Source organism: Halomonas sp. GFAJ-1 (genome assembly GCF_000236625.2).
Taxonomy (GTDB): Bacteria; Pseudomonadota; Gammaproteobacteria; order Pseudomonadales; family Halomonadaceae; genus Vreelandella.
In genome coordinates this window covers 26434-49533 of record NZ_AHBC01000051.1, presented here as the reverse complement: position 1 = coordinate 49533, position 23100 = coordinate 26434, and the positions used below count along the sequence as shown (strand labels likewise).

General features: G+C 53.6%; 24 protein-coding genes. 17 read left to right on the top strand and 7 right to left on the bottom strand.

Annotation, left to right across the window (positions count from 1 at the left end; genetic code table 11):
• Nucleotides 1–238 precede the first annotated feature (238 nt).
• Together MOY_RS14355 and MOY_RS14350 are read left to right on the top strand one after the other, a co-directional pair.
• Entirely contained in the window at nucleotides 239–1837 is a 1599-nt protein-coding gene (locus MOY_RS14355; protein ID WP_009101079.1) for a hypothetical protein, read from the top strand.
• Nucleotides 1834–3243 (top strand): mannose-1-phosphate guanylyltransferase/mannose-6-phosphate isomerase, encoded by a 1410-nt coding sequence (locus MOY_RS14350; protein ID WP_009101077.1) that lies wholly within the window; start codon nucleotides 1834–1836, stop codon nucleotides 3241–3243. The genes MOY_RS14355 and MOY_RS14350 overlap by 4 nt, the downstream gene beginning before the upstream one ends.
• Before the next feature lie 35 nt (nucleotides 3244–3278).
• On the opposite strand, the gene MOY_RS14345 is transcribed toward MOY_RS14350, so the two are convergent.
• The 4 genes from MOY_RS14345 to MOY_RS14330 form a co-directional block, all read right to left on the bottom strand.
• A complete protein-coding gene (locus tag MOY_RS14345) occupies nucleotides 3279–3629 on the bottom strand; it encodes a DUF4870 family protein (RefSeq protein ID WP_009101074.1) in 351 nt (116 codons plus the stop codon).
• A 12-nt stretch (nucleotides 3630–3641) separates the two neighbouring features.
• Nucleotides 3642–4577 (bottom strand): lysophospholipid acyltransferase family protein, encoded by a 936-nt coding sequence (locus MOY_RS14340; RefSeq protein ID WP_009101072.1) that lies wholly within the window; start codon nucleotides 4575–4577, stop codon nucleotides 3642–3644.
• Nucleotides 4578–4580: 3 nt separating this feature from the next.
• On the bottom strand, nucleotides 4581–4997 hold the full coding sequence (locus MOY_RS14335; protein WP_009101070.1) for a DUF4870 family protein: 417 nt from the start codon (nucleotides 4995–4997) through the stop codon (nucleotides 4581–4583).
• Nucleotides 4998–5096: 99 nt separating this feature from the next.
• Nucleotides 5097–5501: a VOC family protein gene (locus MOY_RS14330; RefSeq protein ID WP_009101069.1), complete on the bottom strand. Its 405-nt coding sequence runs from the start codon at nucleotides 5499–5501 to the stop codon at nucleotides 5097–5099.
• A gap of 39 nt (nucleotides 5502–5540) precedes the next feature.
• Between MOY_RS14330 and MOY_RS14325 the strand changes: the two genes are divergently transcribed.
• The 10 genes from MOY_RS14325 to MOY_RS14280 all read left to right on the top strand — a co-directional run bounded on the left by MOY_RS14325 (nucleotide 5541) and on the right by MOY_RS14280 (nucleotide 16427).
• Nucleotides 5541–6179: a class I SAM-dependent methyltransferase gene (locus tag MOY_RS14325; protein WP_009101068.1), complete on the top strand. Its 639-nt coding sequence runs from the start codon at nucleotides 5541–5543 to the stop codon at nucleotides 6177–6179.
• 136 nt (nucleotides 6180–6315) lie between these two features.
• Nucleotides 6316–7692: an MFS transporter gene (locus MOY_RS14320; protein ID WP_009101067.1), complete on the top strand. Its 1377-nt coding sequence runs from the start codon at nucleotides 6316–6318 to the stop codon at nucleotides 7690–7692.
• A gap of 121 nt (nucleotides 7693–7813) precedes the next feature.
• Nucleotides 7814–9604 (top strand): acyl-CoA dehydrogenase, encoded by a 1791-nt coding sequence (locus MOY_RS14315; RefSeq protein WP_009101066.1) that lies wholly within the window; start codon nucleotides 7814–7816, stop codon nucleotides 9602–9604.
• Nucleotides 9605–9784: 180 nt separating this feature from the next.
• Nucleotides 9785–11158, top strand: coding sequence for a solute carrier family 23 protein (locus MOY_RS14310; RefSeq protein ID WP_009101065.1), 1374 nt, complete (start codon nucleotides 9785–9787; stop codon nucleotides 11156–11158).
• 49 nt (nucleotides 11159–11207) lie between these two features.
• On the top strand, nucleotides 11208–12839 hold the full coding sequence (locus tag MOY_RS14305; protein ID WP_009101064.1) for an acyl-CoA synthetase: 1632 nt from the start codon (nucleotides 11208–11210) through the stop codon (nucleotides 12837–12839).
• Between the two features lie 16 nt (nucleotides 12840–12855).
• Nucleotides 12856–13704 carry a 3-hydroxybutyryl-CoA dehydrogenase gene (locus tag MOY_RS14300; RefSeq protein ID WP_009101063.1) on the top strand — a complete coding sequence of 283 codons (849 nt, stop codon included), beginning with the start codon at nucleotides 12856–12858 and terminating at the stop codon, nucleotides 13702–13704.
• A 110-nt stretch (nucleotides 13705–13814) separates the two neighbouring features.
• Nucleotides 13815–14588 carry an enoyl-CoA hydratase/isomerase family protein gene (locus tag MOY_RS14295; protein ID WP_009101062.1) on the top strand — a complete coding sequence of 258 codons (774 nt, stop codon included), beginning with the start codon at nucleotides 13815–13817 and terminating at the stop codon, nucleotides 14586–14588.
• A 215-nt stretch (nucleotides 14589–14803) separates the two neighbouring features.
• Nucleotides 14804–15343 (top strand): YaeQ family protein, encoded by a 540-nt coding sequence (locus MOY_RS14290; protein ID WP_009101060.1) that lies wholly within the window; start codon nucleotides 14804–14806, stop codon nucleotides 15341–15343.
• Nucleotides 15344–15498: 155 nt separating this feature from the next.
• The gene (locus MOY_RS14285; protein ID WP_009101058.1) at nucleotides 15499–15747 is read left to right on the top strand and encodes a hypothetical protein; all 249 of its coding nucleotides are present in this window, start codon (nucleotides 15499–15501) and stop codon (nucleotides 15745–15747) included.
• Nucleotides 15748–15905: 158 nt separating this feature from the next.
• Nucleotides 15906–16427 carry a DUF421 domain-containing protein gene (locus MOY_RS14280; protein WP_009101056.1) on the top strand — a complete coding sequence of 174 codons (522 nt, stop codon included), beginning with the start codon at nucleotides 15906–15908 and terminating at the stop codon, nucleotides 16425–16427.
• A gap of 97 nt (nucleotides 16428–16524) precedes the next feature.
• Here MOY_RS14280 and yghU read toward each other — a convergent pair whose 3' ends face one another.
• On the bottom strand, nucleotides 16525–17385 hold the full coding sequence (yghU, locus tag MOY_RS14275; protein WP_009101052.1) for a glutathione-dependent disulfide-bond oxidoreductase: 861 nt from the start codon (nucleotides 17383–17385) through the stop codon (nucleotides 16525–16527).
• A gap of 155 nt (nucleotides 17386–17540) precedes the next feature.
• Here yghU and MOY_RS14270 point away from each other — a divergent pair, with 155 nt between their 5' ends.
• Nucleotides 17541–18236 (top strand): aspartate/glutamate racemase family protein, encoded by a 696-nt coding sequence (locus tag MOY_RS14270; RefSeq protein WP_009101050.1) that lies wholly within the window; start codon nucleotides 17541–17543, stop codon nucleotides 18234–18236.
• Here MOY_RS14270 and MOY_RS14265 read toward each other — a convergent pair.
• Both MOY_RS14265 and MOY_RS14260 read right to left on the bottom strand, forming a co-directional pair.
• The gene (locus MOY_RS14265) at nucleotides 18233–18658 is read right to left on the bottom strand and encodes an organic hydroperoxide resistance protein (protein WP_009101048.1); all 426 of its coding nucleotides are present in this window, start codon (nucleotides 18656–18658) and stop codon (nucleotides 18233–18235) included. The two genes, MOY_RS14270 and MOY_RS14265, sit on opposite strands and share 4 nt — an antisense overlap.
• 127 nt (nucleotides 18659–18785) lie before the next feature.
• On the bottom strand, nucleotides 18786–19235 hold the full coding sequence (locus MOY_RS14260) for a MarR family winged helix-turn-helix transcriptional regulator (RefSeq protein WP_009101046.1): 450 nt from the start codon (nucleotides 19233–19235) through the stop codon (nucleotides 18786–18788).
• Between the two features lie 199 nt (nucleotides 19236–19434).
• Here MOY_RS14260 and MOY_RS14255 point away from each other — a divergent pair, with 199 nt between their 5' ends.
• The 4 genes from MOY_RS14255 to MOY_RS14240 all read left to right on the top strand — a co-directional run bounded on the left by MOY_RS14255 (nucleotide 19435) and on the right by MOY_RS14240 (nucleotide 23096).
• Nucleotides 19435–19923 carry a tripartite tricarboxylate transporter TctB family protein gene (locus tag MOY_RS14255; protein ID WP_009101044.1) on the top strand — a complete coding sequence of 163 codons (489 nt, stop codon included), beginning with the start codon at nucleotides 19435–19437 and terminating at the stop codon, nucleotides 19921–19923.
• 75 nt (nucleotides 19924–19998) lie between these two features.
• Entirely contained in the window at nucleotides 19999–20958 is a 960-nt protein-coding gene (locus tag MOY_RS14250) for a Bug family tripartite tricarboxylate transporter substrate binding protein (protein ID WP_009101042.1), read from the top strand.
• 115 nt (nucleotides 20959–21073) lie between these two features.
• Entirely contained in the window at nucleotides 21074–22579 is a 1506-nt protein-coding gene (locus MOY_RS14245) for a tripartite tricarboxylate transporter permease (RefSeq protein ID WP_009101040.1), read from the top strand.
• A complete protein-coding gene (locus tag MOY_RS14240) occupies nucleotides 22572–23096 on the top strand; it encodes a gluconokinase (protein WP_009101038.1) in 525 nt (174 codons plus the stop codon). Before MOY_RS14245 ends, MOY_RS14240 begins: the two co-directional genes overlap by 8 nt.
• The last annotated feature ends 4 nt before the right edge of the window (nucleotides 23097–23100 follow it).

The following is a 23100-nucleotide window of genomic DNA, read 5'->3' as shown; positions in this document are numbered from 1 at the left end:
CGGTTATGTAAAAAGAGAGCCAGCAAAATCAGTATATGAAATATTTGAACGAAAACTATACGATTAGATAAATGAGTATATGTATTTTGCGGTTTTCTAGCGCCACCTACCAGGGTGACAGTTAAAATTGTAATAAGCTGCGTAGCGGTATTAGCAACATTCAACGCTACATTAACTTCGATGCCACGCCATGATATGTCGGCGGGGAAATGATTATTCACAGGCGGCAGAGGTGCCAATGCTTCGTTTTTTATTCACGGCTCTTACGCTTAACTGCCTGTTGGTAGTACCACTATGGTGGCGTTTTGGTGACATCGGCTCGCCACTGATTGCTTGGGAAGCATGGGTAGTCGCGGCAGGCATACAGCTCGTTCCGCCAGGCCTTGTTCGTCGCTGGCTCGTGGTTGTGGTTGTCGCTTGGCTGGCGTTGGTCATCGCCGCTAACCTTGGCGATGCCGCCACTCACACCGCTTTTGGCCGCTCGTTGAACCTCTACTTAGATTTACCCCTGGTGCGCTCTGTTTATCACCTGCTTGTCGGTAATGTAGGCCAACTAATGGCGGTTTTCCTGATGCTACTGGGGGGTATGCTGGTGCTGGGCACCCTATGGGGTCTTGTCTGGTTACTGCTACCCAAGCGCTACTTAACGCTAAAGCAGCCGCAGGGTACGGTGGTGGCGCTGCTGATGGGAGCGGCGCTGTTCTTCGCTGTACTCGAAGCAAATGGCCACCGACTAGTGCCGAATTCCGCTCTACCCGCTGTTAATACCACGCGCTTTCAGTGGGAGCAGGTCGTCGCCACCCACCAGGCACGGCAGGCATTTAACGAGCAGCTAGAGAGTTCACCCATTGAGGCTCAGCCGTTACCCGGTCTTGAGGGGCGAAATGTCCTTTTAACATTCATCGAGTCTTACGGTGTTTCGGCGATTGATAATCCCCGCTACAGCGAACAGATTTTGCAGACGCTCGCGGAGATGGAGGAGCGGCTGGCAGACCAAAACCTTCATGTTGTTTCAGGGCTGCTAGATGCGCCTATCCGTGGAGGGCAGTCGTGGCTCGCTCACGCCACTACGCTCAGCGGCCGCTGGATTGATAACCAGCTATGGTATCGGTTGATGCTAGAGAGCGGCCACTCAACGTTGGTTGATGATTTTCGTGCGACCGGGCAGCGCACGCTAACCGTGATGCCCGCCATTACGCTGGCATGGCCTGAAGGGGTGGCCTACGGTTTTGACGAGATTGCTGCGGCAAAGGATATTCCCTATGCGGGGCCTCCGCTGCATTGGGTGACCATGCCGGACCAATTTGTTCTGGACTACACCCAGCGCCATTTATTGGGCGATAGCCCGGTGTTTGCCCAGATAGCGCTGATCTCAAGCCATGCACCCTGGACGCCTATTCTTCCGGTGTTAGAAAACTGGTCGATGATAGGGGATGGGCAGATTTTTGCCCCCTGGGAGCATGCAGGTGATCCGCCCGACGTGATTTGGCGGGACATAGAGCGCATTCGTGACCATTATGCATGGTCGGTAGACTACTCTGTAAAAGTGACTGGGCGCTGGGCCGAGCGGGTGGTGGATGAAAATACGCTGCTGATAGCTCTGGGCGACCACCAAGCTGCACCGTTGATTACGGGAGACAATGCCAGTGCTGCGGTACCGGTGCATATTATTAGCGGCGACCCGGCGCTGTTAGCGCCGTTTCGTGAGCGAGGCTTTATTGAAGGCACCCTTCCAGCACTTGATAACAGTGAGCGCGTGGCCAAAATGAGCGACTTGCGCCACTGGTTGCAGGAAGACTTTGGCCCCTCGGCCTCGCAGACAAGGATGACACCATGATCCAGCCGGTAATTCTCAGCGGTGGAAGCGGTACGCGGCTGTGGCCGCTCTCACGGGAGCAGATGCCTAAACAGTTCCTGCGCTTAACTTCCTCGCAGAGCTTACTGCAACAAACGTTGGCGCGTTTAGAGGGCTTGGTAACGGCACCGCCTATTTTAATGGGCCACCATGCCCACCGATTTTTAATGGCCGAGCAACTTCGGGAAAGCGGCTATGCTGGCTCGCTGGTGCTAGAGCCTGAAGGGCGCAATACCGCGCCTGCTATTGCGTGTGCTGCGCTAATCGCCCGCCAAGGGGGAAGCGACTCATTACTGTTGGTGCTCCCTGCTGACCATGTCATCGGTGATCTGACAGCCTTTCATTCCAGCGTTAACGCCGCAGTGCCGCTTGCCGAGGCGGGGCATCTAGTAACGTTTGGCGTTGTGCCTACTTACCCGGAAACGGGCTATGGCTATATTGCTTGCGGCAGCCCGTTAGGCGGGGGACACCGGGTAGCGTCGTTTATTGAAAAGCCCAGTGCCGAGCGCGCGAAGGCGCTTTTAGCCCAAGGCAACACCTTATGGAATAGCGGCATGTTCTTATTGCGAGCGGGAAGCTACCTTGCCGAGCTAAAAGTCTTCCAGCCCGACATGTTAAGCTCCTGTGAGGCGGCGGTTTCTGAGTCTCATCGGGATCTGGATTTTTTACGTTTGGGAGAAGAGGCTTTTCGCCGCTGCCCGGCGGATTCGATTGACTACGCGGTCATGGAGCAGAGCCAACAGGCGGCAGTGGTGTCACTGGAGGCGAAGTGGAGTGACATTGGTAGCTTTGATGCGCTGTGGGCGGCTCAGCCTTCCGACGAGGCGGGCAACGTTGTGCAGGGCGACTGTGTGCTGCGCGATACCCATCGCTCACTGGTGATTGCCGAACACCGTTTAGTGGCAACCCTAGGCGTAGAAGATTTAGTGGTGGTTGAAACCCCAGACAGTGTGCTGGTTGCGCATCGTGAGTATGCCCAACAGGTGAAGCACTTGGTGGCAACGCTCACCGAGGCTGGGCGCAGTGAAGTGCATACAGCGGCACAGGTGCATCGCCCGTGGGGAAGCTTTCAAGCGATGGATAGCGGTGAGCGTTATCAGGTAAAGCATATAACGGTAAAGCCTGGTGGGCGGTTGTCGTTACAGCGTCATCATCACCGAGCCGAGCATTGGGTCGTAGTCAGTGGCACTGCGCAAGTCACTGTTAATGAACGAACCTTCTTAGTCAGTGAGAACCAGTCCACGTACATTCCTATTGGTGTGCCGCATCGATTGGAAAACCTGGGCAAGATCCCCTTAGAGCTTATCGAAGTGCAGTCGGGCAGCTACTTAGGCGAAGATGACATCGAGCGTTTGGACGACGTGTATGCCCGGCACAGCGATGAATAGAGTGACCTAACGTGTGGCGCTTTCTCTCTCACGTATTACCAGAGCCAGCTGCCAGGGCGTGCGGGTGGCTCGCCCTTGCGCACGCTCAGCCAGCCAAGCACGCAGCGAACGCCCAGCCAAATCACCAGTAACGGCCACAGCAAGGCGCCCACTACGGTCAGGCTCAAGGTGAACGTGACAATAAAGTAGAGGCTGCCGATCCAGAAGGTGCGAATAAGGTAGCGGTAGTGGGGCTGAAGCCATAGGGGGGCTTCTCGGCGGTATACATAGGCGATAATCACGCCAATCAGCAGCGTGATATTGGCGGTTACCAAACCCGCTAAATAGAGCGCATAAATAATTTGCGGTGGCCGCGTATCCTCTGTAGAGATATCACGCTGGGTCATAGCTTACCTCGTTCAATAGAGCCGGTAGTCGTTCGCGTTGGGGAGCCCTTGTTGCTCTTCGACCACCTTGCGGTAGCGCTTGTATTCCCACTGGTACTGGGCCGGCTCCAGGGCAATCGATGCTTCTACACTGGCGTTGACGCCGGTGGCAGAGGCGATGTCGTCGTCGCTATACACACGTTCATCGGCATCCAGAAAGTGTATTTCAAACCCCTTCCCCGGTATCCGTAACGCTACCCCAGTCACTACGCGAGCCTGGGTGCGGGCCACTAGTTTGGGTAGCAGGGTAGCGGTGTAGGCCTTGCGTCCAAAAAAAGGCGCAAAAACACCGCTGCCCCAGGCAGGCTCTTGGTCGGGAAGAATGCCAATGGCTTCGCTGCGTTTAAGTGCTTTGAGAAGCGCAGCGACTCCCCGGGGATTAGTAGGTACTAAGCTTGCGCCCATGCGTTCACGGCCATGGCGGGTAATGGACTCTAAATCAGCAATTTTGGGCGGTTCGTACATGGCGGTGAAGGGGAAGTGATTGGATAGCCAGAAGTTCAGCACTTCCCAGTTGCCAAAATGGGGGGCTAACACAATGACACCACGCCCTTCCGCCCGGGCACTGTCCAGTTTTTCACGGCCATGCACTGCGAGAATGCTCGCTTCTACCTTTTCCGGCGCTGCCATCCAGGCATGGCCTAGTTCCAGCATGGTGGCGGCAGAGTGTTTTAAACTCTGTTTGGCGAGTGCTTTGCGCTCGCTTGACGTGATGTCTGGGTAGACCACTTCCAGATTAATATCGGTTACCCGCCGCTCTCGCTTACTGAAGCGGTATACCTGAGGGCCGAGCAGAGCGGCGAAGCGCCATAGCTTCGCCAGCGACCAGTGAGAGAGTGATTTCCACAACCAAGCAATAGCGCTTGCCTGGGAGAAGCGCTTGCGTGTGGTGGGGGCTTTTTGGGTCATACCTTAAAGCAGCCAGCTGTCCACGTTAGACGGCGCGCGTTTTTCCTGAAGGCCCTTAAAGCCTTTTACACAGCGCACAATAAACCACACCGCCAGCGCTAGCAGCAGCGGGAAGCCCACCAGTACAAGGGTCAGGAGGGTGGCCACGCTGGCGTACAGTAGGCCGATCCAGAAAGTACGCACCTGATAGCGGTAGTGTTCATCCAGCCATGCTGGACCTTTGCCCCGATACACATAGGCAATGATCACACCGATAATCGAGGTGAACCCCACCACAAAGCTGGCTAAATAGAGGGCGTAGATCACCATAGCCATGGTGGTATCGGGCGGCGATGACGACTCTTTTTCTGGCTGCTCTGAGTGTGTTTCGTTACTAATTACTTCGCCCTCAATTGGCGCATCATTGGCGTTATCGCGCATGACCGATCCTTATCTACTATTCAATATAATCTGCTATGAACAAGCGTTCTAGAGCAACGTTTAAGCGCGCTATGATAGCGTGGTACGTAGAGCATCGCATTAATAGGCGCTAGTCTGCTGTTCGCGAGATGAAGGGCGACAAATTTCCAGCAAGTTGCCATCCGGGTCGCGCAGATAGATGGACTCAATAGGGCCGTTGGCGCCCTGTCGTGACACTGGGCCTAGCTCCACATCGATCGCTAACACATCCAGGTGATGTTTAAACTCATCCAGCGGCAGCTGGCAGCGTAAGCATAAATCGAGGCTGCCAGGTGTCGGTGTTGCTGACACAGGAGCAATATCTGTGTCCGTTTGGTGAAGCCGCAGGGCAGTATCACCGAGCATTAAATCTACCCGCTGGGCATCCCGGTAACGGACATCAAGGCCCAGTACGCGTGAGTAAAAATCGACTGCGCGACCCATATCGGTCACTGTCACCACAAGATGATCTAAACCTGTGAGCATGCCACCTTCCTTAATACAAACGTAAGACAAGAGAATACGATGATGCGACGTTGCCCGCTATGCAATGCGTCTGAACCCGCGCTTTATCACCAAGACCGCCGACGTGAATACTACCAGTGTGCCACGTGTGCGCTGGTGTTTGTCCCTCAAGAGCAGCATTTAACCGCAGCGGAAGAAAAAGCCGAGTATGACCAGCATCAGAATTCGCCGCATGATACGGGATATCGGCGCTTCTTAGGGCGTTTATTTGATCCAATGCTTGGCAAGCTTACCGACGGTGCGTCGGGACTGGATTTTGGCTCAGGCCCTGGCCCGACACTTTCAGTGATGTTTGAAGAGGCTGGGCATACCATGGCGGTTTACGATATTTACTACGCCCCTAATCAGGACGTGCTAAATCGCAGCTATGACTTTATTACCGCCACTGAAGTCGTCGAACATCTCGCGGCGCCCGGCGAGGTGCTTTCTCAGCTAGTCGCAAACCTTACGCCGGGCGGCTACCTTGGGCTGATGACCAAGCGTGTGACTAGCCAGGAAGCGTTTAGCCGCTGGCACTATATTAATGACCCTACCCACGTGAGCTTTTTTAGCGAAGTGACCTTTCGCTGGTGGGCCAACAAGCAGGGGTTGGCAGTGGAATTTCCTGGCAAAGACACCGCAATATTTACAAAACACTGATTTACATGACTGGGGTATGAAAAAGCGTTGACTTTGGTGCAACGAAAGCAATAATTGCGCGCCCGTTTTCTTGCCTGCCAGATGTGATAGGCGTGTAAACGGCTACACATTAACCATCTGGCAAGGTGAGGTACTCATGTCGCGGCAACTGCTGGCCATGGCGCTAGCGCCCTTATTAGGGCTGTTTATTCTTGGGATTGGTAACGGTTTTCTTGCCACCTTAATTACCGTGCGATTGGATGCTGCGGGTGAATCTGCCACGGTCATTGGGGTTGTCTCCTCGGCCTATTTCATCGGCCTCGCCCTGGGTGCGATGTTTAATGACCGCCTCCTGCTTCGCATTGGTCATATCCGCGCTTATGGCAGCTTTGCCTCTCTTGTGGCGGTTACCGTACTGCTACAAGGGCTGTTTTTTGATCCCTGGGCCTGGTTCGTGCTGCGCTTGATAGGCGGGTGGGCCACGGTGGGCGTGTACTTAGTGATTGAAAGCTGGTTGCTTACCTCGGGCGAGCAAAAAGTGCGTGGCCGCCTGCTGGCGCTGTATATGATTTCGCTCTACGCCGCGGGTGTGCTGGGCCAGCTGTTGCTGGGGGTGACGAGCGCTATGGGTGACACAGCGCCGTTTATGGTGATTGGCCTATTGGCTTCTTTATCGGTACTGCCCATGGCGATGATACCGCGCGTATCGCCGATTATAGAGCACGCAGAGCCGTTACCACCGCTCCGGCTGATTACGATGACACCCACCGGCGTGATGGGGAGCTTAGGCTCGGGGATGGTTGTCGCAGCGGCCTATACGCTGCTGCCGCTTTACCTACAGCGCAATGGCATGAGCCTTAACCAGGTAGGCCAAATGATGGCTGTGGTGATTTTAGGTGCCATGCTGTTGCAGTACCCGATTGGCCGCTGGTCGGACCGCCACGACCGCCAAATGGTGCTGATGGCTATCAGCGCTTTTTGCGTAGTGATTTCAGCGGCCATGCTGTGGCTACCACTTTCGACCCCACTGTTGGCGGTACTGCTGTTTTTGCTGGGCGGTGGTGTGTTTGCGCTTTACCCGGTGGCGGTTAGCCACGCGGCTGACCGTGCACCGGCGGGTGCGTTGGTGCGTATGAGCCAGGGCCTTTTGTTAATCAACTCCATTGGCGCGACGATCAGTCCGCTGATGATTTCTCCTGTAATGACCGCCATGGGCGATGCCGGGCTGTTTTGGGCGTTTGGCTCGCTTAGCTTGTTTTTCCTACTGTTTTTCAGTTGGCGGCGCAGTGTTCGCCCCGCGCCAGTGCCCGTGGCGCCTTTTACCGCCACGACGCCTATGTCCAATGCGGGGGCTGAGCTGGTGGTGACTGAGGAGTTAATGCTGGGTGCGCTTGAGCACGAGCATTTAGAAGACCTTTCTGACGTGGTGCCTGAAATCAATGTTGCGGAGCCGGTGGTGGGGCCACCCGCTGAGGATGAGTCCCATATTACTTACTACGATGACGTTGAGCAGGCAGGGGGCGTAAATAAATAGCGGATATTATTTGCCAAGGTGAGACCTTGGGCTAATGGCGTGATAAAAGTAGTGAAACTACTATCTCGTGTAGTGTTTTTGCTAATAGCTGATTATCACCGTCTTTGCCTGAGGTTTTGCCATGAATTATTATGCCGCGCCGGTACGCGATCTACGCTTTGTACTTGAAGAGATGCTCACGCACCGTTCGCTTGCGCTGCCGGGCTTTGAAGAAGCTTCCCCCGATCTTGTGGAAGCAGTGCTGGAAGAGGCGGCAAAACTGGCAGGTGACGTATGGGGGCCGCTCAATAGCATTGGCGACCAGCAGGGTGCTAAACGTCACGTAGATGGCACTGTTTCTACGCCAGAAGGCTTCGCTTCGGCCTATCAAGCCTATGTTGAGGGCGGTTGGAACGGTATTGGCGTTTCTGAAGCGTTAGGCGGCCAAAACCTGCCTGAAGTGGTGGCAAGCGCCGTCCAAGAAATGCTTCACGGGGCCAACATGGCGCTGGGCCTTTGCCCGATGCTTACGGCGGGCGCAATCGAAGCGTTAGCCCATCATGGCAGCGAAGCGCTAAAAACGACCTACCTTCCCAAGTTAGTAGAAGGTACCTGGACGGGTACCATGAACTTGACCGAGTCCCAGGCGGGGTCGGATCTCTCTAAAGTCCGCACTAAAGCCGTTCCAGAAGGCGACCACTACCGTATCAGCGGCCAAAAAATTTATATCACCTGGGGTGAGCACGACGCCGCTGAAAATATTATCCACCTAGTACTCGCGCGTAAGCCTGATGCACCGGAGGGTAATAAAGGCATCTCGCTCTTTTTGGTGCCTAAATTCCTAGTGAATGACGATGGCTCTCTGGGTGAGCAAAACGACGTTACCTGCGCGTCTATCGAGCACAAGCTGGGTATTCACGGCTCGCCTACCTGCACCCTCAGTTTCGGCGAAAAGGGCGGTGCTATCGGCTATTTGGTGGGCGAAGAGGGACGCGGGCTCAATCACATGTTCACCATGATGAACGAAGCGCGTCACAAAGTAGGTATTCAAGGTATTGGCGTGGCGGAGCGTGCTTGCCAGCACGCCTTCGCCTATGCCCAGGAGCGTACTCAAGGCCGCTCGCCCAAGTCTCGCGGCGGCAATGAGTGTGCAATTAGCGACCACTTAGATGTGCGTCGTATGCTGCTCTCTATGCGCGCTCGCACCGATGCCCTGCGTGCGTTGGCGCTTTACTGTGCCGGTCAGCTTGACCTTGCCCGTCATAGCGAAAGCGAAGCCGAGCGCCAATCCGCTCAGGCGTGTGCCGACGTACTAATCCCTATCGTAAAAAGTTTCTCGACCGACCAAGCTGTTGATATCGCCTCGATGGGTGTACAGGTGCATGGCGGCATGGGCTATGTGGAAGAAACCGGCGCTGCTCAGCTTCTGCGCGATGCGCGAATTGCGCCTATTTACGAAGGCACTAACGGTATTCAGGCGCTGGATTTAGCCGGACGTAAGCTGCAACGCGACAGCGGTGCCGCTCTTTCAGCGCTGATCAACGAAGTAAATCAAACCGCTGAAGCACTGCGTGGTGATCCTTCACTTGCGGCGCTGGGTAACGCGCTTGCTAGCGGTGCTGATGACCTGCATGCCGCTATGGTGAGCGTGCTTGAACAGGGTAGCGACCCAGAGAATGGCCCTGATGCCGTACAAGCCTATGCTACTCCCTTCCTGAACCTTGCTGGCCACGTGCTGTGTGCTTGGCAAATGGGCCAAGCAGCGCTGACAGCGACAAAAGCGATTGGCGATGGCAGTGACGAGCCGTTCTACACCGCCAAGCTGTGTAGCGCACACTTCGCCATTACCCAGTGGCTGCCGGTAGGCCTCGCCCAGCGCGCGATCATCGAGTCTGGCATGCAGTGCCTGAGCGACTTCGACCCAGCCGTATAGCGTTACTGGGCAGTCGCTGCTCCCACCATCTTAACCGCCGACCCTAACAGGTCGGCGGCTTACGTTAGCCAACAATAAAACGGCCGTTTAAAAGCGCGCCGGTGGGATGGTCGTGCCAATCGGGCGGCCGTTCAGTGGGAAAAACAAGTCAATAATGCTTAAAACCCCAAGGAGTATGTTATGCAGTTAAAGCACCGCCAGCACGGCGAAGAGCAGCCCTACTGGCCTGCAGGGCCCTTTAAAGTGCGCCTTCCGTTTATTCATTACCGCTGGGAAATGGCGGAGATGATTCAAGGGCTGATTATGTTCGTAGTCAGCCTGGCCATGATTCCGCTGTTGGAGCAGTACCTGGGTTTACCCTACGACGTTGCGTTAGCTTTTGTGGTGGTCTGTGGCGTTGGCTTTATGCTGCCAGCCCTGCTGGGTGTGCCTATGGTGCCTGGGTGGATTACCCCGGCGGTGCCGGTAGTGCTGGTCTATTTGGGGGATTTTGAACCTGGTCCCGAGGCGATCCAGGCGCTATTCGCACTGCAATTTCTCGTCTTCTTGATCTTCTTCATCCTAGGGGTAACCGGGTTAGGGCGTAAGCTGGTGCACTTGGTGCCTAACTCCCTTCAAGCCGGGATTATTATTGGTGCTGGTATTGCTGCCATTACTGGAGAAATACAGCAGGGCGGACGTTTGGCTGAAACCCCTGTTTCGCTCATTGCCGGTATGTTAATCGCGATCTTTATGCTGTTTTCTGTGGCCTTTAAGCGCTGGGTTGAAGATCACGCGATCATGCGGAAAATCGCTAACTACGGCATGGTGCCCGGGATGATCGCCGCTATCTTAATTGCCTGGGCGATTGGTGAGTATCCGCGCCCGACGATCGAATGGGGAATTACCCAGCCGAACTTCACCGAAATGTGGGGCTATCTGCCTTTTGTCGTGGGCTTCCCCAGCATTGATGTGTTTATGTTAGCCGTACCTACTGCGGTCATCGCTTACGTCATCGCGTTTGGTGACATTGTGGTGGGGCGCACGCTGATGTCCCGCGTCGACCATATACGCAGCGATGAAAAAATCGATTACAGCACCGACCGTATTCACCATGTCACGGCCATTCGTAATGGCATGCACGCCTTCTTCGCGCCTTACCCTGGGTTAGCGGGCCCTATCTGGACCGCAGTAACCGCTACCATGGCCGAGCGTTATAAAAATGGTCGCAATGCCATGGAGTCTATTTATAGCGGCGGTGGCACCTTCTGGATTACGGGCTTTATTGCGCTCTTTACGCTGCCGCTGGTCAGTATGTTTCAGCCGGTACTGCCTATCGCCCTTTCGCTGACCCTGCTGCTCACAGGCTATATTTGCTTGATGGTGGGAATTGAACAGACCAAAACTACCGCAGAGCGCGGCGTAGCGGGCACCATGGCGGTTGTGCTGGCGGTTTACGGTGCAGGCTGGGGGTTAGCCGCAGGCGTAGTGCTATACATGCTCGTGCAAAAGAAAAACCTGTTTGGGCGTGAGCCTGGGCCTGATAAAGAAACGGACGAGCAAGATCAACGCTAAATTATAAAAAACGTAGTACGTATTTAACTATTCATACAGAAGGTGATTTATGAACGTTTCCATTTTCGAGCAAGGCTTATCACCCACGGCTGCCAACCATGTGGCACTTTCCCCGCTGACGTTTATTGAGCGTTCAGCCTCTGTTTATCCCGATTTTCCGGCGGTGGTTCACGGTAGCACCCGCCGTACCTGGTCAGAAACCTGGACCCGCTGCCGCCAGCTGGCTTCCGCCCTTGAAAAGCGTGGTATTCAGCCCGGCCAAACGGTCGCGGCCATGCTGCCCAATATTCCGGCGATGTTTGAAGCACACTTCGGCGTGCCGCTTGCGGGCTGCGTGCTGAATACCCTGAATATTCGTCTCGATGCTGAAGCCATCAGCTACATGCTGAGCCACGGCGAAGCAAAAGCCATTCTGGTTGACCCTGAGTTTGCAGGCGTTATCAACGATGCCGTCGCCCTGCTAGATGAAAAACCGCTAATTATCGATGTGGCGGATGTGGAGTTTCTAGGCGAAACCCAAGGCATCGGCGAGATAGAGTATGAAGCGCTGCTTGCTGAAGGCGACCCTGAGTATGCCTACCAACTGCCTAGCGACGAGTGGCAGGCGATTTCGCTTAACTACACCTCCGGCACTACTGGTAAGCCAAAAGGGGTGGTGTATCACCACCGTGGCGCCTACTTAAATGCGGTCAGCAATATTTTAGAGTGGGCCATGCCTCACCATCCGGTCTACCTCTGGACACTGCCGATGTTCCACTGCAACGGCTGGTGTTTTCCTTGGACGATTGCTGCTAATGCCGGGGTTAGCGTGTGCCTGCGCAAAGTCGATCCAAAGCGCATCAACGACCTTATTGTGGATGAGAAGGTGACCCACTTTAGCGGCGCCCCGATTATCCTCAATGGTTTAGTGAACCTCGCCGCTGACCAGAAGCGCGAATTTGATCACCCTGTTAAGGTCACGACTGCGGGCGCTGCGCCGCCAGCCTCTGTGATTGCGGGGGTTGAGAAGCTTGGTATTGAAGTAACTCACGTTTATGGCCTGACCGAAGTGTACGGTCCGGTGACGGTATGTGCATGGCGTGAGGAGTGGAATGAACTCCCGCTGGAAGAGCGCGCTAAAATTAAGGCCCGCCAAGGCGTGCGTTACCACATGCTGGAAGCGCTCTGTGTGGCCGACCCTGTATCCATGGAGCCAGTCGCCAAAGATGGCCAGACTATCGGCGAAATTTTAATGCGCGGCAATAACGTCATGAAGGGCTATCTGAAAAACCCGGACGCCACCGCCAATGCGTTGGAAGGAGGCTGGTACCACACGGGGGATCTAGCGGTTTGGCATGCCGACGGTTACATCGAGATCAAGGACCGCTCTAAAGACATCATTATCTCCGGCGGTGAAAATATCTCTACCATCGAAGTGGAGGATGCCATCTACAGCCATCCCGCTGTGGAAGAAGCCGCTGTGGTCGCCAAGCCCGACGAAAAATGGGGCGAGACGCCCTGCGCCTTCGTCAAACTGAAAATCGGTTACGGAGAAGTGACCGAGGCCGATATCATCGCCCACTGCCGTGAGCATCTGGCGGGCTACAAAGTGCCGAAGACCGTCATCTTCAGCGAGCTGCCCAAGACTTCTACCGGCAAGATTCAGAAATTTGTCCTGCGTGAAGAAGCCAAGCAGCATTAATTAAAGGAACACAACCATGAACGAACAACACATTGGCGTAGTAGGCGCCGGTACCATGGGGCAAGGGATTGCCCAGGTAGTGGTGGCCAGTGGATTTACGGTGCGCCTTTACGATGTGGCCGACGAGCAGCTAACCCGTGCTCAAGCCGCCATCGATAAAGGGCTTGGTAAGCTGGTCGCTAAAGAAAAAATCAGTGAAGCCGACAAGCGTGATGCGCTGGCCAGGCTTTCCACCACCACGGCGCTTGAAGCACTGAGCGACTGCAGCATTATTATTGAAGCCGCGCCAGAACAGCCAGCGCTTAAGGAAAAGCTGTTTCGTGATCTTAGCCACTTAAGCCACGATGCCATCTTAGCTTCCAACACGTCGTCGCTTTCGCTGACCCGCTTGGCCGCGGTTTGCGAGCGCCCGGAGCGGGTGGTGGGCATGCACTTTTTTAACCCGGTGCCGGTGCTCAAGCTGGTGGAAGTGATTCGTGCCGAGCAGACCTCTGATGCCACCGTGGCGCGCATTGAGGCGCTCACCAAAGCGTTGGGTAAAACCGCCGTGCCGATTGGCGATGCGCCGGGCTTTGCGGTTAACCGCTTGCTGGTGCCGATGATTAACGAAGCTGCGTTTATCGTGCAAGAAGGGACTGCCACCCCTGAGGCCATTGATGAAGCGATGAAGCTAGGCGCCGCCCATCCCATGGGGCCACTGGCGTTAGCAGATCTGATTGGCTTGGATGTGTGCTTGGCGATTATGGAAGTTCTCCAAGAAGGCTTTGGCGACCCCAAATATCGCCCATGCCCACTGTTAAAGCGCATGGTCGATGCGGGCTATCTTGGCCGTAAAAGTGGCCGAGGCTTCCATATATACGAATAACATCGTCAACACCGCTAGGCTCGACAAAAGAAGTGATTGCCTACCAACCAAGCGTTCGCTAGGGTTGTTGGGTATTCACTTTCATGCGTAATAACAATTAAGGAGCCAGTATGAGCGACGCAGTCATTGAGAAAATTGATAACGACGGTGTGGTGCGCCTGACGATTAACCGTCCTAAGGCACTTAACGCGCTGAATAGCGAGGTGCTAAGCGCGTTGGAGTCACACCTTGTCGAGCTAGAGGCGCATCCTCATTTGCGCGCGGTGCTAATTACCGGCGCCGGTGAAAAGTCGTTTGTTGCTGGGGCGGATATCACCGAAATGCGCGATAAAACGCCCGAGGAAGCCCGCGCTTTCGCAAGCCAGGCGCTACGTACTATTAAGCGTTTAGAAACGTTGCCCGTGCCGGTGGTCGCGCTCGTAAATGGGTTTTGTCTTGGCGGCGGCTGCGAACTGGCATTGGCCTGCGACTGGGCAGTCGCCAGCGACAACGCCGTTTTCGGACAGCCAGAAGTATTGTTAGGCGTCATCCCCGGTTTCGGTGGTACCCAGCGCTTACCACGGCGTGTTGGACCTGCCATGGCCATTGACTTAGTAACCACGGGGCGCAAAATCGATGCTCAGGAAGCGCTGCGCATTGGATTAGTTAATCGGGTTCTGCCCCAGGCCGAGCTTGAGAGCTATGTGGAAGAGCTTACCAAACAGCTTAAAGGCAACGGCCCGCTGTCGGTGCGTGGCGCCAAGCAAGCCGTTCATGACGGGTTGGATCAGGATCTCGGTAGTGCGTTGGCGTTGGAAACCAGCTTATTCGCGCTCTGCTTTGCAGGCGAGGAGCAAAAAGAGGGCATGAGCGCATTTGTTGAGAAGCGCAAACCCAACTTTTAATCCTTAGTTTGTCAGGTTTGCTTAACGAAGGGGTGGCGGCAACGTCACCCCTTCTTTTATGTTCCCCGAGAAAATGCTTGAACGGCACCGCGGTGTTACTAAATCCTTCCTCATTAGCGGATTACCGAGCGGTGTAGCGCTCTGCCACCCTATGTTTCGATAAATCGTTTCGATAAATCCGCTACACTGGCGCAAATTTTAGATGGATATCCCCAATGGCGTTGAGTGCTACCCCCTATAAAGTTGATATCAACCTTACCGACCTTGACCGCAATGTGTATGAAACGCTGCGGTTTACCGTCGCCCGCCATCCGTCTGAAACTGAAGACCGGATGTGCGCGCGTCTGATTGCTTACATACTCTGGTACAGCGAGGCATTAGCCTTTGGGCGTGGGCTTTCCGATGTAGACGAGCCTGCCTTGTGGGAAAAGAGCCTAGATGGCCGAGTACTGCACTGGGTAGAAGTAGGGCTGCCGGATGCGGAGCGTCTTACCTGGTGTTCGCGCCGTGCTGAGCGGGTCTCACTCCTGGCGTACGGGCGGGTCGATATTTGGGAAAGCAAAGTATTACCTGCCGTGGCGGCACTGAAAAATGTCCATGTGGCCGGGCTGCCCCAAGAAGCCTTGTCCACCGTTGCAGCAGCTCTTCCCCGTGCTATTAACTGGGCCGTCATGATTAGTGACGGTTCGCTGTTTATTACTGATGAGAATGGCCAGCATGAGATTACCCCTCAATGGCTACTGCGCGACCGCTAGGTGTTTCGTTAGCGTGTAAGCAACTTTCTTCCCACGGGCAAAGCGCTGGCGCAGCACTGGGTAATCTATACGCCTACGCAGCTGGCGATATCGCTGGGGAGATGATGCCCAGGACATGCCTACACTGGCGCCTAACTTAAACGAGAGAGGGCGGTATGGCTAATAAATACCCACATACGCCGGATGGCCGCTATTTTGTAGCTAAAAATCGGTTATGGCGCTGTACCGACCCTCGCCTTAGCGAAGATGAAAAACGCACCCATATCAAGTCGCTAATGAAAGCCAGGCGAGCGGTGCGTAGTGCTCGACAGCAAAACGATGACACTACACTGCGCCAAGCCCGTGAGGGCGTGCAGGCGGCCAAAGAGGCACTTGGCGAGCTGGTGGCTAGATGGTGCACCTGATGAGGGCGGTTTTGCGCCGCATAACAGTTCCTACGCGGACTGGTGGGAAGAGCACGCCAGCGATTGAAACGCCTACTCTATGACCGGTGGCCTATCCTCACTACACTCAGTGAGTAAGGTTTATTCACCGAGTAGCACCGGAGTAGGAGTAGGCTCATATGGAAATGGTTTTTTTTAGCAGTTGGGAAAGTTTACTGCGGACGTTAATAGTGGGTGTGCTGGCTTACGCTGTGCTTGTGGCTTTTCTGCGTATCTCGGGAAACCGAACGCTGTCTAAAATGAATGCTTTCGACCTGATTGTGACCGTGGCGCTGGGTTCAACGTTAGCGACCGTGCTGCTGTCAAAAGACATTGCCTTAGCAGAAGGCGCACTAGCGCTTGCGTTACTTATTTCACTTCAGTTTGTCATTACATGGTTAAGCGTGCGATTTAGCTGGGTGAAACGGATGATAACAGGAGAGCCGTTAATGCTGCTGTACCGTGGAGAGTACTTAACGGCGGCTTTGCGTCAAGCACGGGTTACCAAAGAGGAAGTGCGCTCAGCGGTGCGAAGCAGTGGCGTTGGGCAACTTAGCGCCGTGGAAGCTGTGGTGTTGGAAACCGATGGCTCGCTAAGTGTGGTTAAGCGTGGTGAAGAGGGAGACGGCTCAAGCTTATCGGGCGTACGCGGGCCTCATTAGCCGAAGAATTGGGCTTGCCAGTTACCTCATTTACTTCCCGTGTGTGGTTAATCACAGCCAAGCACTGCCCTCCTTGGCAATGCTTTTTCTCCTATGTTTAGTCGTTGGCCTGGGGTTGGTTAAAATCGCTGGCATCGTGACGCTCAGGGAGCTGCTCGCCTGGCTCGCCCCAGGTACGGTTGACCATGCGGCCTCGTTGAACGGCAGGGCGCGCGTCAATTTCTTCAGTCCAGCGTATAACATGCTGATAAGTATGGGCCTCAAGAAACTCAGCGGCTTCGTAAACGCGGTTTTTCACCAGCGCCCCGTACCATGGGTAGATCGCCATGTCGGCAATCGTATACTCATCACCCGCCATAAAGCGGTTTTCCGCTAAATGCCGATCCAGTACGTCCAACTGACGCTTCACCTCCATGGTGTAGCGGTCAATGGGGTACTGGTACTTTTCCGGTGCGTAGGCATAAAAGTGACCAAAGCCGCCGCCTAACATCGGTGCACTGCCCATCTGCCAAAATAGCCACGAAAGGCACTCGGTGCGCTTGGCTGGGTCAGTGGGTAAGAAAGCATTAAATTTTTCCGCTAGGTAAAGCAGAATTGCCCCTGACTCAAATACCCGCTGAGGCGGGGTAACGCTGTGATCCATCAGCGCCGGAATTTTGGAGTTGGGGTTTACCTCGACAAAGCCGCTGCCAAACTGGTCGCCTTCACCAATTTGTATCAGGTACGCATCATACTCAGCCGCTGAAAAACCTTTTTCTAGCAGCTCTTCTAGCATCACCGTAACTTTTACGCCGTTTGGGGTCGCCAGCGAGTAGAGCTGCAGAGGGTGCTTGCCGACCGGCAACGGCTTATCGTGGGTGGCACCCGCTACAGGACGATTGATGTTGGCAAACTTACCACCGTTCCCAGGTTCCCACTTCCATACCCGGGGTGGTGTATAGGTCGTGTTATCGCTCATATTTTCCTCGCTCTTTACCAGGTGAATAAAAGGGCGGTACAGCAACTCATCCGAAGAAGTTGGGTCGTTCAGTCTTCATGGGGCCGTATAGCGCTGGTACAAGGTCTATATTTTTTAGCATGTTAACGAGTGGTTAGCTATCAAGGAGAAACACGATGCGTGTTATCGGCGTGCTGGGCGGTATGAGCTGGGAGTCAACGCAGAGTTATTACAAAGCAATCAATGAAGGCGTGAATCACGCGTTAGGCGGCTTTCACTCTGCTCCTATGGTGTTAGTGAGCGTGGACTTCGCTGAAATAGCAGCGTTACAGCGACAGGGCAATTGGCAGGCGGCAGGAGCGCTACTTACCCAGGCGGCAAAACGGATTGAGCTTGCCGGGGCCGAGGGCCTATTACTGGCAACCAACACTATGCATAAAGTCGCCCCTGAGATTGAAGCCGCTATTCATATCCCGTTGCTACATATTGCCGATGCGACTGGGGAAAAGTGTCAGCAAGATGGTGTCACGCGGGTCGGCTTGTTAGGGACTCGATTTACCATGGAACAAGAATTCTACAAGGCGCGCTTGAAAGGGCGCTTTGCCATTGATGTGCTCACACCCAAGGATGACGATCGCCAGGCTGTGCATGACATTATTTTCAAAGAGCTATGTCATGGCCAGTTTAATGAGTCATCTCGGCAGCGCTATTTGGATATTATTGCCTCATTACACCGGCAGGGAGCTCAAGCCGTTATTCTCGGCTGTACAGAAATAGCACTGCTTGTTGATCAGCGCCATACATCGGTGCCGCTTTACGATACTACCGCTTTGCATGCCAGCAAAGCGGTAGCCTGGGCGCTGGGTAATTAAATCAGGGTCAGCGTGACATCAATATTGCCGCGCGTGGCGTTAGAGTAAGGGCAGACGATGTGTGCCTTATCGACCAATGTTTGAGCTACGTCCTTCTCTAAACCAGGCAGGCTGATTTTAAGCTCGACTTCGATACCGAAACCCGTCGGAATGGCGCCAATGCCCACGCTGCCGTCGATCTGGGTATCTTCAGGGAGCTTAACTTTTTCCTGACCTGCCACGTGCTTGAGAGCGCCTAAAAAGCAAGCAGAGTAGCCTGCCGCAAACAGCTGCTCAGGATTGGTGCCTTGACCGCCAGCGCCACCCAGCTCTTTAGGCGTGCTGAGCTGAACGTCCAGCGCGCCATCAGAAGATTTAGCATGGCCTTCGCGGCCGCCAGTAGCATTCGCATGGGCGCGGTAAGCAATTGTTTCGATAGACATAGCGTATTTCCTATAGGTGATTGTTGTAAGTGGGTGGTATAGGTAGCCGCTTTAATTTAGTGCAGCTTTATTTTGCGCGCAAGCAAATTGGCCAAAAAGTAGGCACCTCAATACGGTGTCTAGTGGCTCATTGAAGCTTTTGTAGGCTTTCCCGCAGTTGGGCTAAATCCTCTTGAAGCTGGGTTAATGTGTCCACAGACTTTTCGCTAGCGTTGACGATACAGCTAGGAATATGGCGCGCCTGCTCACGTAGTGAACGGCCGTTTTGTGTCAAGAAAAGCTCAACAACTCGCTCATCTTGCTGGCTACGCTGACGAATAAGTAGCTGTTCGCTTTCAAGCCGTTTTAGCAGGGGCGTTAATGAGCCTGGGTCGGTTAGTAAACGCTTGCTTAGTGTCCCAACAGTAATGCCATCCTCTTGCCAGAGGACCAGCATGGCAAGGTATTGAGGGTAAGTAAGCCCTAACTCTTTGAGTAGGGGCTTATAAACTTTGGTCATCATCAGCGATGTTGAATAGAGTGCAAAGCAGAGCTGGTGGTCTAGCTCTAGTTCAGTACAAGGATCTGGCGCTGGCATGTCGACTCCGGGACAGAATGCATAACGCGTAATGTAGCGCGGGGGGCAGCGAGTAGCTATCCCTAGACGTTGGTCGTAAGTTGGCAGTTTTATTTTGACACCCACGGAGTAGCTAGCTAGCCTCTTAATGCCTTAAGAGTTACCGGTAACATTGGCGATCAAAATGGTAACCCCCTGAACTACTAACGCGTGTGCTCAAATGCTTTCAAACCTAATTCTCGGCGTTGTGATTTTTCTTAGCTCAATCTTCTTTTATCTGCAGATGACCGATTTGCCGGAGCGATCAGCGCTGTTCCCTCAATATGTTTTATGGGGAATGACTATTGTCGGTGGGTTGCTGGTTGTCCAGGCACTGCTAGAAGGGCGCAAGAAGGTGGCAGCAGAGGAGCTAAAGGCGCGCTGTGAAATGCGTGCTCAATTTAACGATACTTTGATTTTTCAAGTGGCGGTGCCTGGCACATTGCTGCTGATGGCCTACGGACTGTTGCTATCCGTAGGGTTTTATCCTGCGTCAGCTTTTTTGGTCTTCACCATTTATAGCTACCACGCCTATCGCATAGACGCCGCGAACCTTGATCGATCTTTGTGGATTCGAGCCATTGGTTTTGCGGCTGCGATCACCCTGTTTATGTATCTCATTTTTACACTGTTGCTGGGTCTCCCAGCACCCTCAGGCGCAATCTTTTAATCAACTATTGCGAACAAACCAATAAAAGAGTCATACCAACTCATCAACGCACGCCAAATAATCAAGGTGATGACAATGAAAACGAAACTAGCTTTGTTACTTAGTGCGCCGTTCTTGCTGGCAGCAACAAGTGCTGTCCAGGCACAGGACTATCCCACTAAAAACATCCAAATTATTGTTCCCTACAGCGCTGGCGGCGGCGGTGATACGGTGGCACGTATCGTCGCAGACCGTTTGGGTGAAGAACTCGGGCAGCAAATTAACGTTGTTAACCGTGAAGGTGCCGGTGGTGAGATCGGCATCGACGAGATTGCCCGTAGTGATGCCGACGGCTATACCCTAGGCGTATTCGGCTACCCGGATAACTTCGTCTTGGAACATACCCGAGATACCAGCTTTACGTTTGAAAGCTTTGATTACCTAGCGGCTTTTGATGATATGCCAATGGGGGTTTTTGCCTCGCCTAATAGCCAGTACAGTACGCTGGAAGCGTTAGTTAGCTATGGTCAGGAGCGTCCCGGCGAACTGATTATTGGTGAATCTGGCGCCCTTGGTTTGCTTCACGCGCTAGCCTTTGCTGAGCGTTCAGAGATGCAAATTACCCCTATCCGCTATTCCGGCGGCGGTGAGTTGATGAATGCGTTGCTAGGCAACCACATTGATTTGGCGTCGACGTCATCCATGAGCCACGACCCGATTGTAGGTTCAAACGGCAAGCCGATTGGTTTTGCAGCGGAAGAGCGTATGGAAATGTTTCCAGACGTACCGACATTCAAAGAGCAGGGGCTTGACTTGGTAATGGGCGTATCACGGGTATTAGTTGCGCCCACGGGGTTGCCTGACGATATTCGTGAGGCGCTTATCACGGCGTTGGATGCTATCAGTACCAACGAAGCAATGATGGCTAACTTCGAAAACGCTGCGATCCCTTACCGCTATTTAGACGACAGCGCGGTCAACGAAATGCTAGAGCAATCTAATAACGTGTTGATGCCGGTTATCGAAAATAACTTAGATCAAATTAACGGTAACTGATGCCGTCCCATGACCGGGGTTAAAAACCCCGGTTTCATTTCGCAAGGGTTTGTACGAAAAGTTGTCGAGTGTAGGCAGTTTTCGTACAAACCCTACCAATACCTGAGTAGCACCCATGGATATCGTATCAATCCTGCTCAATTTATTTACCCCTAGCGTTTTTTTGGTGGTGTTTGCTGGTGTGCTAGTCGGCATTGTTGTCGGCGCCATTCCAGGATTAAACGGTGCCATTGGCATTTCGTTGTTGTTACCGCTGACCTTTACGATGGAGCCACAAACCGGCTTGCTGCTGCTTGGTGGCATCTATATGGGTGGTATGTATGGCGGTTCAATTACCGCCATTTTGATTAACGTGCCAGGCGATGTTGTTGCCGCGCCCGTAGCGATGGAGGGGTATCCATTAACGCAGCAGGGGCGTGCCAAAGAGGCTCTTTATTACTCTATTTTTTCCAGCATGTTCGGTGGCTTTATCGGCGTGTTGGTGCTTATTTTATTTACGCCGCCGCTGGCCCGGTTTGCACTGCAATTTGGCCCCGCGGAAATGTTTTTTGTGTCGTTAAGTGGCCTGATTATTGTCGGCGCGCTGAGTGGTAGCGTGTTAAAGGCGGCCTTCGCTGTGCTGTTAGGATTATTCATAAGCACGGTGGGGGTGGATTTGATCACAGGGTCTGAGCGTTTCACCTTTGATAACATAGATTTGCGTTCAGGTATCTCTGTGGTGCCTGTCGTGCTGGGACTTTTTTGCTTTGCTGAGATGTTTTTGAATATTGGTAAAAAGCCCGGTGAGCAAGTCCAGTACCGCGATCAGACAATTTCACGAATGACAGTTGTTAAAGATATTTTGAAGCAACGGTTCCTGGTCTGGAAGTCTGGCTTGATCGGTACGGTAGTGGGGTTGCTGCCTGGTGTTGGCACAACGTTAGCGGTATTTATGTCTTACGGCGATGCCAAGCGGGTTTCACGGCGCAACATACCCTTTGAGCAAGGTAACCCTGATGGCATTATTGCCGCCGAAAGTGCCAATAATGCGACGGTTGGTAGTTCAATGGTTCCACTTCTAGCACTGGGTGTTCCAGGGAGCCCTACCAGCGCGATTATTGCCGGTGCCCTGGTTATTCACGGCATTGTGCTTGGTCCTAGCCTATTCGTTAGCCGCCCCGATATAGCATTCACATTTTTATATGGAATGCTGCTAACCGTGGTGGCAATGACGATCATTGGCGCAGTAGGGATTAAGTACTTTTCTTATATTTTAAAAATTAAAATGGAATACATCGTACCAACGGTGCTGGTATTTGCCTTGTTCGGGGCTTATAGCCTTCGAAACAGCTTGTTCGATGTGTTTATCGCCATTTTATTGGGTATCGTTGGCGCCATTTTCAAAAAGATTCATGTGCCCTTGGCACCGATTATCATCGGGGTGGTATTAGGTCCGTTGATTGAGACTAACTTGGCAAGAGCAATGCGTATTGCCAGCGCCCGCAATATGCCGCTATGGGAATATTTGATGGCGACGCCATTGTCCAAGGGCTTAGTCGCGCTGGTGGTTATTATGCTGATCGTTGTGATTCGCATGCGGCATAAAGAAAAAGTGGCGGCTAAAGGGGTCAAAAATGCATAACGCGGCCAAGCAGTGCAAAATTGTCGTTATGGGTGTGTCAGGTTGCGGTAAGAGCTTAATTGGTGCCCAGTTGGCAAGCGCTTTAGGCATTACTTTCTACGATGCCGATGATTTTCACAGTCAAAATAACGTTCAGAAAATGGCCCAGGGCATCCCTCTTAACGATGAAGATCGTGCTGGTTGGTTATCTGACTTGGCGCAGCTATTGTCAAGAGAAGCCGCGATGGTGCTCGCCTGCTCGGCCCTTAAACGCCGCTACCGTGAACTCTTGCGTCGTGACGAGCCAAACGTCGTGTTTATCTATCTTGAGGGTGACTTTGCGACCATTCGCAATCGTCTTGCAGGAAGGGAAGGTCACTACTTTAAGGGAGATGATATGCTCCGCTCGCAGTTTGCTCAGCTAGAACCGCCGAGGGAGGACGACGCTATTGCTGTCTCGATTGCCCAACCGCCAGAAACCGTGTTGGCGCAGTGTATCGCTGCGCTTAAAGTGTCTGACACGCACATGAGCTTTTAACATT